We start from the raw sequence: 11,569 nt of genomic DNA on the forward strand, positions 1-11,569 counted from the left end.
TGTTTCTGCGCGAAGCCGCCCTTCACCACGCTCGCACCGGCACCCGGCGCGGTGGCGTAGACGCGCGCGCTGCCATCGCCTTCGACGGCGACCGCCGCATCCTCGTCCACGCCCAGGCCCAGGATCGGCCGGCCCGCCATCGACTCGGCCTTCGCCACGAAGGCGATCAGGCGGCCCAGGCGGTTGCGTTCGCTGAAATGCGTGTCGGTAAGCACGCCCTTCAGCAATGCCAGCTGCAGGAAGCCGGTCTCGATGGTGTTGTCCGGGCCGAGCGGATCGGCCAGCGCGCGCGGGCTGATCTGGCTGCCGCCGTCCATCGCGCCGTAGAGATACTCCCCCTGCATCGCCAGGCCGGCGCTGGTGCCGCCCAGCGGTTTGCCGGCGCGTACGTGCGCGTCCAGCGCCGCGCCCACCGGCGTGCCGCGCCAGTAGCGCACGTAGCGCGACTGGTCGCCTCCGGCGAGGAAGATGCCGTCGGCGCGCTTGAGGCTGCGCAGCACGGCGGGGTCGCTCGCGCTTTCGCGGTCGCTGAAGACATAGGTTTCGACCGAGGCGATGCCGCCGACCTCGTTGAAGAACTCCTCGCCGATCTCGCCGGCCTGCGACGCGCGCAGCACGACGATGTGGCCGTTGCCGGCCTTCTTCATGAACCAGTGCATGGCGTCGAAGTTGCGGTCGCCGCCGCCCATCAGCAGCAGGCCCGGCTCGACCTTGCCCGGCGTCTTCGCCGAGACATCGCCCAGCACGTAGTGGGCGGGCTTGGCCGCGAACGCCGGCAGCGCCAGCGCGAGCACCAGCATGCCGAGCGCGCCGCGCCGCACTGCACCAAGGACAGACACCATGCCATTCACTCCACGTCGAGGTCGCGGCAGGATGCCACGCACCGGTGACTTGTGGAGACGAAGCGGCGGCGCGCTTCCCCCATGCCGGACTCCGCGCGCTCGGGTGGGCGCATGGGCTAGAGTGCGGGCATGCCCACCGAATTCGACGCGTGGTTCGTCCGCGAGGTGCTCGTCCACGAACGGGCGCTGGCGCTGTTCCTGCAACGCCACTGGCCGCACCGCGACGAGTGGCACGACCTGCGCCAGGAGGTCTACGCACGCGTCTACGAAGCGGCCGGCCGGGTACGTCCGGACGCCCCCAAGGCCTTCCTGTTCACCACCGCGCGCCACCTGATGACCGACCGCCTGCGGCGCAGCCGGGTGGTGTCGATCGAGTCGGTGGGTGATTTCGAGTCCTCGAACGTCTACCTGATCGACGAGGTGTCGCCCGAGCGCTGGACCGGGACCCGCCAGGCGCTCAAGCGCGTGGTGGAGGCCCTGGACCGACTCCCCGACCGCTGCCGCGAAGTGGTGTGGCTGCGGCGCGTGGAGGAGTTGCCGCAGAAGGCGGTCGCCGCGCGCCTGGGCATCAGCGAGAAGACCGTGGAAAAACATCTGGCCAAGGGGATGCGCCTGATCGCCGACCATCTTTACGGCGGCGACGACGCGTACGCGCCGGGCGGGCGCAGGAATGCCCGCCTCGTCATGGACGAGGACGACGGACATGACCGACAGCAGGCAGATTGAACAACAGGCGGCCGACTGGCTGGTCCGCCGCGACGCAGGAGACTGGGCCCCGCACGACCAGCAGGCGCTGGAGGCGTGGCTGTCGGCATCCGCGCGCCACAAGGTCGCCTTCCTTCGGCTTGAATCCGCGTGGTCCGAAGCCGGTCGCCTGCAGGCCTTCGCTGCGGGCCTGCCGGCCGGGGGCCCACCACCGCGTGCGCTGACCGATGCACCCGCACGGCCCGACCTGCGCGATCTCCGTTTCGCGCCACGCGGCGTGGTCGCACGCCCCGGCCGCTGGCGGCACGGCATCGCCGCCACGTTGGCGGCGGTCGCCGTGGGCTCCGCCGCCTGGGGCGGCTGGCAGCTGACCGGGCGTCAGGAAGCGCACTACGTGAGCGCGGTCGGCCAGGTGCAGACGGTGACGCTGCCGGACGGCTCCACCGCCACGCTCAGCAGCGACAGTCAGCTGGATGTGCAGATCAGCCGCAGCGAGCGCCGTCTCGCGCTGGCGCGCGGCGAAGCGTTCTTCGACGTGGCCCACGACACCCGCCGCCCGTTCGTCGTGGAAGCGCAGGGCCGGCGCGTCGCCGCCGTGGGTACGCGTTTCTCGGTGCGCCGCAACCCCGACGACGTGCGTGTGGTGGTGACCGAAGGCAAGGTGCGCCTGGACAGCGGCCTGGCCGCCGATGGCCGCGCCCAACCCGTCGCCTTGCTGCCGGCCGGCAGCGTGGCCACCGCCGGACGCAACGGCGTGCTGGTGCGCTCGGTCCCGGTGGCCGACGCCGAACGCTACCTGGAGTGGCGCGACGGCTTCCTGACCTTCGATGACACCTCGCTGGCCGACGCGGCCGCCGAGTTCAACCGCTTCAACACGCGCAAGCTGGAGCTGGGGGATGCCTCGGTGGCCGACCTGCGGGTGGGCGGCAACTTCCGCTGGTCCAATGCCGATGGCTTCGTGCGCCTGCTGGAACAGGGGTTCCCGGTGCGCGCCGAGCGGCACGAGGACCGCATCGTGCTGCATGCGCGCTAGACCGCCGCCCGGCTGACGAAAGTCATGGGGGGATTTGTCCGGTTCGTTCGTCCTGATGTCAGAAGGTGCCATCCCGAGCACCCCCGGGGAGAGTCGTCCATGCGGTATCCAATGCGAGTCCTGCTGTTGAGCATGGCCTGTAGCGCGGCCCTGGCTGCGCAGGCCCAGGCGGCCCCCGGCCGCATCGACCTGCCTGCGGGCGAACTGGCGACGGCGCTGAACACGTTGGCCAAGCAGTCCGGCACGCAGTTGGTCTACCGCGCCGACCAGATGAAGGGCCGCCGCACCACCGGCGTGCAGGGCGCCGCCACCACCGACCAGGCCCTGGAGCGCTTGCTGAAGGGCAGCGGCTTCGAAGCCAAGCGCGATGCCTCCGGTGCCGTCCTGATCGTGCAGGCCGACGCGACCCCGCGTCGCGCACCGGCGCCGCGTCCCGCGCCTCAGGAGGCGCCTCCCGGAGGCGGCTCCGCACAGGCCGAAGAACCCGTAACCCAGCTGGAGACCCTGCAGGTCACCGGCTCGCGCATCCCGCGCGCGCAGATCGAAGGGCCGGCCCCGATCACCGTGGTGACCGCCGAGCAGATCCAGTCCGCCGGCCTGACCACCGTGGCTGAAGTGCTGCGCTCGCTGAGCCAGAACAGCGGCAGCGTGCAGGGCCAGCAGAACACCACCAGCGCCCAGTCCACGCCCGGCGCCCAAGCCGTCGACCTGCGCGGTCTCGGCCCCAACCACACCCTCGTGCTGATCAACGGCCGCCGCATCGCCGACTTCCCGCTGCCGCTCAACGGCCGCAGCAACTTCACCGACATCGGCAACATCCCGCTGGGCATGATCGACCGCATCGAAGTGCTGACCGGCAGCGCTTCGGCGGTCTACGGATCGGATGCCATGGCCGGCGTCATCAACTTCATCCTGAAGAAGTCCACCGACGGCACCATCATCGACTACCGCTACGGCGACACCGAGCGCGGCGGCGGCGAATCCCACAAGCTTACGCTGACCACGGGGTTCGAGCGCGATGCGTTCAGCGGCATCGTCGGCATCGAGCTGCTCAACAAGCGCCCGCTGTGGGGCTACGAGCGCAGCAACCAGGATTCCACCCTCGACGCGCCGACCGCGCGCCGCCAGCTGCCCCGCCTCACCGCGCAGCTCTACGACTGGGACGACGACGTCAACATCGCGCCCGCCGACGACTGCGCGGCCATGGCCGGCCTGAACGACGGCACCACCGTGCTGGCGGAAGACCGCTTCGGCGAACCCTACTGCGGCAGCGAGCGCGCGATCGCGTACCGGACCATCCAGAACGAGCGCAAGGGCTTCAACGCCTACGGTTCGTTCGAATACCGCTTCTCCGACAGCCTGTCCTGGTTCGCCGACGTCCAGTTCGGCCGCCAGGAGGTCAAGCTGCTGACCGGCACCAACGGCAACGACGTGGTCAGCGACGTCATGGGCTGGGAGTTCCACGACCCGAACTCGACCGACAACAACGACAAGGTGTTCTACAACGCCGTCACCGGCCACTACGAAACGTGGTCGCGCCAGTTCACGCCCGAGGAAATGGGCGGGCTGGGCAACCGCATGAACACCACCACCCAGAAGACGTTCGGCGTGACGACGGGCCTGCAGGGTGCGTTCGGCGACAACTGGAACTGGGAAGCGGCCTACAACCACTCGCAGTACAACGCCGACGTGGGCATGCCGCGCATCCGCGCCGCCGCCGCCAACGAACTCTTCCTCGGCCCGCGACAGGGTTACGACGCCGATGGCTACGCGATCTACAGTCCGGACCCGGCGCGCCTGTTCACGCCGCTGACGCCGGCCCAGTTCGCCACCATCGCGGCGATGTCCACCTTCCACCCGAAAGCCGACAACGACAACCTGAGCTTCACCCTCGATACGCCGGCGCTGTTCACGATGCCCGCCGGCGACGTCGGCTTCGCCGCCGCCATCGAGTACGGCCAGCAGTCGTACGAGATCAATCCCGACCCGCTCGCCCTGACCGCCGACGCCTACTACGGTCCGCGCTACGGCGACGGCAAGGGCGACCGCGACCGCTGGAGCGTGGCCGGCGAGTTCCGCCTGCCGCTGCTGTCCTCGCTGCAGGCCAGCCTGGCCGGCCGCTACGACCGTTATGAGTACGGCAACAAGAATCCGGGCAAGTTCACCTACAGCGCGGGCCTGGAATGGCGCCCGGTCGACACGCTGCTGGTGCGCGGCTCGTACGGCACCGGCTTCCGCGCGCCCGACATGCATTACCTGTTCGCCGGCGACGACTACTACCGCACGCTGTCGACCGACTATTACCAGTGCCGCACCGACGAGCCGGGCTTCACCGACGGCGAGTGCTACGACGACGGCACCTGGGACATCAACACGTTCGACGTCTACACCGGCAACATGGACCTCGATGTCGAGACCAGCAAGTCGTTCTCCGCGGGCTTCGTCTGGTCGCCGTTCGCCAACTTCGACCTGGCGGTGGACTACTACCGGATCAAGGTGTCGAACCAGGTGCAGAGCCAGAGCCGCGAGCAGCTGCGCATCGACGAGGCCAACTGCCGCCTCGGCGTCACCGACAGCGGCGCCACCGTCGACGTCAACTCGCCGACCTGCGTCGACGCCCTCGCCCGCGTGATCCGCGACGCCGACGGCTACATCACCAGCGTCCGTTTCGCGCCGATCAACATCGCCAACGAAGAGACCTCCGGCGTCGACGTGACGGCGAACTATCGCCTGCAGACGGCGAGCGCGGGCGACTTCCGCTTCACCGGCAGCTACACCTGGACCGACGAGCACACGCGCCAGCAGTACCCGGGCGATCCTGAAGAAGACATGCTGGACGTCAGCTTCAGCGCCACCACGCTGCCGCGCCAGAAGGGCAACCTGGGCATCAGCTGGGACCGCAACGCGTGGGGCGCCAGCGTGTTCGGCAACTACCTGGGCCGCGTGGCGAACTACGACAACGACGCGTGGACGAAGTCCACCTGGCGTTTCAACGCCGGCGCGCGCTACGACGTCAACGACCACCTGCGCGTCTCGCTGACGGTCAACAACCTGCTCGACGACATGCCGCCGAAGGACGCGACCTGGGCGAACTACCCGTACTACGACACGTCCTGGTTCGATTCCACCGGCCGCAGCTACTTCCTGCAGGTCACCTGGAAGCTGGGCGGTGCGCCGCTGTAAATCTTGCGGCATCGAGCTGGAACGAAAACCCCGCCGTCAGGCGGGGTTTCTCGTTACGGGTTCGGCGACACGATCACACGGTCCCGCGGTTCTTCCCTTGCCACGGCTGGTACCACGCGCGGATCGCGGCCATGTCGGTGTCCATGTCGCCGGTCGGGTAGTAGACGTCGCCGATGCCGACGACCTTGTCGGGGTAGTGAAAGTACGCCATCAGGATCGGCACCTGCGCCTGCTGGGCGATCTTCAGGAAACCGCCCTTCCACTTGTCCACGCGCTTGCGCGTGCCTTCCGGCGTCAGCGCGAACCACATCTTGTCCGACTGGCGGATCATCCGCACCGCCTGTTCCACCGTGCCCTGCGGCGAGCTGCGGTCCACCGGCACCACGCCCAGCTTGCGCAGCAGCGGCGACAGCGGCCACCAGAACAGCTGCGCCTTGCCCAGCACGCGCACCTGGAAGCCCATCGCGATCTTCGCCGCCATGCCCCAGATGCCGTCCCAATTGGACGAATGCGGCGCCACGATCATCACCAGCTTGGGGATGTCCGGCAGCGTGCCGACGATCTTCCAGCCGAACACGCGCAGGAAGGTGCGGCCCATCCAGCGGGTGAAGCGGTTCGGTGGCACCTGCGGCATGTTCGGCGGAATGCGCGGGACGATGTCGTGGCTCAAACGGTTACTCCCATTGGTTCTTCTGCGAACGGCCGCGCTTGACCTGGCTGCGCTCGCGCTTGGCGTCCAGCCGGCGCGCCTTCGCGGCGCGCGAAGGCTTGGTGGCGACGCGCTTCTTCGGCACCACCAGCGCGGCGGCGATGAGGGCGGCCAGGCGCTCGCGCGCGTCCTGCCGGTTGCGGTCCTGCGTGCGGAAGCGCTGCGCGTCGATCACCAGCACGCCTTCGTCGGTCAGGCGGCGGTCGCGCCTGGCCAGCAGGCGCTCGCGCAACGCATCGGGCAGCGATGGCGAGCCCGCCACGTCGAAGCGCAGCTCCACCGCGGTGGCGACCTTGTTGACGTTCTGCCCGCCCGCGCCGCTCGCGCGCACGAACCGTTCGACGAGTTCGTCGTCCGGTATCGACAGCGTCGGCGTGATTTCGAGTGCGGTGCTCCCCATGCGCGGATTGTAGTCAGGATGCGGGTCCGTTCGCAGCGCGCTGGCGCCCCGATCGCCGTCGATTAACACCAGATTTACTCCCGGGCAGGCACCCTACGACACCGCTCCATGCCGTCGATGCCGCATGTCCCACCTCCTGCGCCTCCTGTTCGCCCTTGCCCTGGTGGCGTCCGTACCGGCCCTCGCCGCCGAGCCCACCGACGCGGACATCGACCGCCTGCTCAAGGCGTCCCGCGCCGAGAGCCTGTTGGCCGGCGTGGTGCCGCAGATGGAAGCCGTGCAGCAGCAGGAGTTCGACAAGCACTTCGCCGGCCGGGAAATGACCGACGAGCAGAAGGCCGAGGTCGCCCGCATCCAGGCCAAGACCCAGGAGATCGTGCGCACAGCGCTGTCGTGGGACGAGATGCGTCCGGTGTACCTGGACGTCTACAAGAAGACCTACACGCGCGAAGACGTGCGCGCGATCACGAAGTTCTACGAGAGCGCCGCCGGCCAGCGCATGCTCGACAAGAACCCGGCCCTGATGCAGAACATCATGTCGGCCGTGCAGCAGAAGATGGTGCCGATGCTGGAAGCGCTGCAGGCCGAGATCAAGAACATTCCGGTGACCGCGCCGCCGGTCTCGCCGCCGCAGAAGCGCCGCCGCACGCGCTGAGCGCACGCTTCCCGGCATGAAGGAGCGCCCGCCCGGGGCGGACGCTCCTCCCGGATCACGGCTTCGCGACGGCAGCGTCCCCGATCGCCAGCGTGCGCTGCGCCAGGTCCGCGGCGCCCTTCTTGTTCCAGACCGCCAGGTAGTCCGCCTGCTTCTTGACGATGGACGCCTGGTTCGCCTTGAACCACGCCTCGCCTTCGGGCGTGTTCTGCACGTGCTTGGCGTTCGCGATCCACTTCGCCACGTCCGCGTTCCGCCAGTTGAACTCGTTGTCCGAGGCCGTCTTGATCGGCCACAGCGAGAAGCGCGCCTTCCACGCGCCCATGCGCGGCGTCACCACGGCGTAGTAGGTCTGCCCGGGCGCCAGGTCGGCCTCCATGAAGTCCGCGGCCTCGGACACCACCATGAACCGATGGCGGCCCGGCGCGACGTCATGCACGACCTGCGTGCTGGTCGAGCTCACCCCGATGAAACGGGTCTGGTCGCCGGTGATGTCGAACAGGGACGCCTGGATCGCGCCGCCGAACGAAGACGGGCGCAGGAACACCACGCGGCTGTTCTCCCCCGGCGACGCCACCAGCGCGCTGCCATCCGCGGGCTTCATCAACGACGACGCACATCCCTGCAGGAACAGGAACGACAACACCACCACCATCTTCAGTACTTTCATGCACCCCTCCCCTTTGCTGCGCACGGCATCGCGCCGCACGCGGAAACCGGGCCCGACGGACCCGGGACGAATCAGACGTCCAACGCATCCTTCGACGGCAATCGCCAGTCGATCGGCGGCAGCCCCCGCTGCGCCAGGTAATGGTTGGTCGCCGAGAAATGCCCGCAACCCAGGAACCCGCGATGCGCCGACAGCGGTGAGGGATGCGGCGCGCGCAACACGCGATGGCGCCGGGTGTCGATCACCTTGCCCTTGGCCTGCGCGTAACTGCCCCACAGCAGGAATACCAGGCCTTCGCGTTCGCGTGCCAGCGTTTCGATGGCATGGTCGGTGAACCCTTCCCAGCCCTTGCCCTGGTGCGCACCCGCACGGCCTTCCTCGACCGTCAGCACGGCGTTGAGGAGCAGCACGCCCTGGCGTGCCCACGGCAGCAGGCAACCGTGGTCGGGCGGCGCGATGCCGAGGTCCGCGTTGATTTCCTTGTAGATGTTCACCAGCGACGGCGGCACCGGCACGCCCGGCAGCACGGAAAAGCACAGGCCATGCGCCTGTCCCGCGCCGTGGTACGGATCCTGCCCTAGGATCACCACCTTCACCGCGTCGAACGGGGTGGCATCGAAGGCCGCGAAGATCTGCGGACCCGGCGGGTAGATGCGCGCGCCGGCAGCCTTGCGCTGGCGCAGGAACGCGGACAGCTCGCGCATCTCCGGCCGCTGCAGCCAGTCGCCGATGCGCGCCTTCCAGGAAGGCTCCAGCCGGATGCGGTCGTCTTCGGTCATGCAGGACGCACGCGCTTCAGACCAGCGCGCGGGATTCGTCCATGCGCGCGAGGCGCAACTGGAACAGCACCTTCGTCACCAGCAGGCGCTCCTCGATCGGCTTCAGCACCAGGTCGTTGGCGCCGGCCTGCAACAGTTCGGCCTGATTGTCGCGGTTGCTGTCGCCGGTCATCACGAGGATGGGCAGGCGGCGCTTGCCGTAGGCGAAGTCGACGCGGATGCGCTGCACGATGTCGCGGCCGCTCAGTTCGCCCTTCAGGATCACGTCGGTGAGCACCAGGTCGAACTTGTGCGTGGACAGGCCCAGCGATTCGGCGGTGAGCAGGGCGAAGGCATCCTCGGCCTTCAGCACATGCACCACCTTGAGCGACTGCCGCTCGAGCATGCGCCGCGTCGTCTCGGCGACCACGCGGCTGTCCTCGATGAAGAGGATGGTCGCGCCGGCGACCGGTTCGGGCTGCACGTAGCCGCGGATGAAGGCGGCCAGCGCTTCGTGGCCCAGAGCCTTGTCGAAGTAGTCGGTGACGAACTCGGTGAAGCGCCGTTCTTCGAGGTGCTGCTGCGCATCGCCCGACACCACGATCACCGGCACGTAGGCCTGGCCCGCCGCTTCGCGCACGCTGCGCGCGATCTCCAGGCCGTCGCCGTCGGGCAGGGCCAGCGCGGTGGTGACCAGATGCACCTCGCCCTGCTCCAGCGCGGTGCGCGCCTCCGCGATGCTGGAACAGCCGATCACCTGCACGCCCGGCACTTCGCGCCGCAGCACGTCGGCGATCAGCTTGCGCACCAGCTTCGACCCGTCCACCACCATCACGCGGGGGGCGTCACTGATCAGGTGGCGGAGTTCCTGGGCCATGAAGGACGCGAGTCTCAGGTTTCTGTGGGGCGAGTCTGACGCAAGAAATGCCCCGTCACCAGCCATGCGCCCAGCCAGCCGATCGCGGTCGCGGCAACGACCACGGCGACGGCGCCCACGGCATCCAGCCCCGCCAGGGCGAACGTGCTGCCGTAGCTGCGCGCGAGCGTCGCCAGGGGCTCGCGCAGCGCCAGGGCCGCCAGGGTCAGCAGGCCAAGCGCCAGCGCACCGGCGGCCAGGCCGTACCAGGCGCCGAGATAGACGAAAGGCCGGCGGATGAAGCCGTCGCTGGCGCCGAGCAACTGCAGCACGCCGATTTCCTCGCGCCGCGACTGGATGTCCAGCCGCACGGTGTTGCCCACCACCAGCAGCGCGCCCAGACCGAACAGCGCCGCCAGCACCCACGCCAGCCGGCGTCCGAAGCCCATCCATCCCGCCAACCGGTCACGCCAGGCGGCGTCGTGCTGCAGCAGGTCGGTTTCCGGCAAGGCCTGCAGCGCGGCCACCAGGCGCGCGTCGTCGCCCTCCGGTACCACGATCAGCAGGCTGGGCAGCGGATTGCCTTCCAGCGTATCCAGCGACGCGCCCAGGCCGCTGCGCTCGCGGAACTCGGCCATGCCCTGGTCCGGCGTGCGAAGTTCCACGCCGGCGACGTCGTCGCGGCCGCGCAGCTCCAGCGCCAGCGCCTGCGCGCGCGCGACCGGTGTATCGGGCTTGAGGAACAGGTCGATCTCGCGCGACTGCTGCACGTCGCCGGCGAAATGGCCGACGTTCTGCAGCGCCAGCCACAGGCCCAACGGCAGCGCCAGGGCGATCGCCATCACCCCGATCGTCAGCAACGTCGCCCACGGGCGACGCGCGGCGCGCCCCAGACTGGAGACGAAACTGTAGAGATGCTGGTCCAGCCAGATGCCGATGCCGGAGCGCGCCTGCGTCCGGGCGTTCTTCGCGTCGCTCATTCGGCCAGGTCCGCGGGAGAAATGTCGTCGGCCAGCTTGCCGTGGTCGAGGATCAGCACGCGCTTCTTCATGCGCTTGAGCAGCGACAGGTCGTGGCTGACCACCAGCACGCTGGTGCCTCGCTCGGGCATGGATGCGAACAGCGACATGATTTCCGCCGCCAGGGTGGGGTCGAGGTTGCCCGTCGGCTCGTCCGCCACCAGCAGACGCGGTTCGGCGACGATCGCGCGGGCGATGCCCACGCGCTGCTGCTCGCCGGCCGAAAGCTGCGTGGGAAGCGCGTTCTCGCGATGGCCCAGGCCAAGGCGCGCCAGCACCTCGCGCACGCGCTTGCCGATGTCGCCGCGACGGTCGCCGCGCAGGATCAGCGGCAGCGACACGTTCTCCATCACGGTGCGGTCCGTCAGCAGGCGGTGGTCCTGGTAGACCGCGCCCACGTCGCGACGGTGCAGCGGGATGCGCCCGCCGCGCACCTTCAGCAGGTTGCGCCCGCCGAACACGACGGCGCCGCGCGAGGGGCGCTCGCTGAGATGGATCAGTTTCAGCAGCGTGCTCTTGCCCGCACCGGAGTGGCCGGTGACGAAGAGCATCTCGCCCTCGGCCACCTCGAAGCTGACGTCGACCAGCGCCGGATGGCCGCCGGGATACTGCTTGCTGACGTTTTCGAATCGGAGGACGCTCATGTGCCTCGATTATGCAGGAGCGGCCGAGACGCTGGCGATGCGCGCGGGCAAAAAAGAAGCCGGGACGTGCCCGGCTTCCGATCGAACCTTCGCGG

11 protein-coding genes and 1 pseudogene are annotated in these 11,569 nt (G+C 69.1%); 4 read left to right on the plus strand and 8 right to left on the minus strand.

The window, feature by feature from the left end:
- Positions 1-83: 83 nt before the first annotated feature.
- Positions 84-842: pseudogene (locus BLT45_RS18585) on the minus strand (cyanophycinase); the annotation flags it as partial.
- 129 nt (positions 843-971) lie between these two features.
- Between BLT45_RS18585 and BLT45_RS17595 the strand changes: the two are divergent.
- From BLT45_RS17595 to BLT45_RS17605, 3 genes are all read left to right on the plus strand, one after another.
- Entirely contained in the window at positions 972-1,568 is a 597-nt protein-coding gene (locus BLT45_RS17595; protein WP_093304035.1) for an RNA polymerase sigma factor, read from the plus strand.
- The gene (locus BLT45_RS17600; protein WP_093304039.1) at positions 1,546-2,580 is read left to right on the plus strand and encodes a FecR family protein; all 1,035 of its coding nucleotides are present in this window, start codon (positions 1,546-1,548) and stop codon (positions 2,578-2,580) included. Before BLT45_RS17595 ends, BLT45_RS17600 begins: the two co-directional genes overlap by 23 nt.
- Positions 2,581-2,712: 132 nt before the next feature.
- On the plus strand, positions 2,713-5,763 hold the full coding sequence (locus BLT45_RS17605; protein WP_254771956.1) for a TonB-dependent receptor: 3,051 nt from the start codon (positions 2,713-2,715) through the stop codon (positions 5,761-5,763).
- A gap of 73 nt (positions 5,764-5,836) precedes the next feature.
- Here BLT45_RS17605 and BLT45_RS17610 read toward each other — a convergent pair whose 3' ends face one another.
- Both BLT45_RS17610 and arfB read right to left on the minus strand, forming a co-directional pair.
- Positions 5,837-6,397: a lysophospholipid acyltransferase family protein gene (locus BLT45_RS17610; protein ID WP_093304361.1), complete on the minus strand. Its 561-nt coding sequence runs from the start codon at positions 6,395-6,397 to the stop codon at positions 5,837-5,839.
- A gap of 40 nt (positions 6,398-6,437) precedes the next feature.
- A complete protein-coding gene (gene arfB / locus BLT45_RS17615; protein ID WP_093304047.1) occupies positions 6,438-6,872 on the minus strand; it encodes an alternative ribosome rescue aminoacyl-tRNA hydrolase ArfB in 435 nt (144 codons plus the stop codon).
- A 124-nt stretch (positions 6,873-6,996) separates the two neighbouring features.
- Between arfB and BLT45_RS17620 the strand changes: the two genes are divergently transcribed.
- A complete protein-coding gene (locus BLT45_RS17620; protein WP_093304052.1) occupies positions 6,997-7,527 on the plus strand; it encodes a DUF2059 domain-containing protein in 531 nt (176 codons plus the stop codon).
- A gap of 55 nt (positions 7,528-7,582) precedes the next feature.
- Here BLT45_RS17620 and BLT45_RS17625 read toward each other — a convergent pair whose 3' ends face one another.
- From BLT45_RS17625 to ftsE, 5 genes are all read right to left on the minus strand, one after another.
- Positions 7,583-8,197, minus strand: a complete 615-nt coding sequence (locus BLT45_RS17625) for a hypothetical protein (RefSeq protein ID WP_093304056.1) — start codon at positions 8,195-8,197, stop codon at positions 7,583-7,585.
- Between the two features lie 71 nt (positions 8,198-8,268).
- A complete protein-coding gene (gene ung, locus BLT45_RS17630) occupies positions 8,269-8,976 on the minus strand; it encodes a uracil-DNA glycosylase (RefSeq protein WP_093304060.1) in 708 nt (235 codons plus the stop codon).
- 16 nt (positions 8,977-8,992) lie between these two features.
- Entirely contained in the window at positions 8,993-9,832 is an 840-nt protein-coding gene (locus BLT45_RS17635; RefSeq protein WP_175455899.1) for a response regulator, read from the minus strand.
- A 14-nt stretch (positions 9,833-9,846) separates the two neighbouring features.
- Positions 9,847-10,791, minus strand: a complete 945-nt coding sequence (gene ftsX, locus BLT45_RS17640) for a permease-like cell division protein FtsX (RefSeq protein WP_093304065.1) — start codon at positions 10,789-10,791, stop codon at positions 9,847-9,849.
- On the minus strand, positions 10,788-11,474 hold the full coding sequence (gene ftsE, locus BLT45_RS17645) for a cell division ATP-binding protein FtsE (RefSeq protein WP_093304069.1): 687 nt from the start codon (positions 11,472-11,474) through the stop codon (positions 10,788-10,790). Before ftsE ends, ftsX begins: the two co-directional genes overlap by 4 nt.
- Between the last annotated feature and the right edge of the window lie 95 nt (positions 11,475-11,569).

Origin of the sequence: Pseudoxanthomonas sp. CF385, from assembly GCF_900104255.1 — a bacterium.
Taxonomy (GTDB): Bacteria; Pseudomonadota; Gammaproteobacteria; order Xanthomonadales; family Xanthomonadaceae; genus Pseudoxanthomonas_A.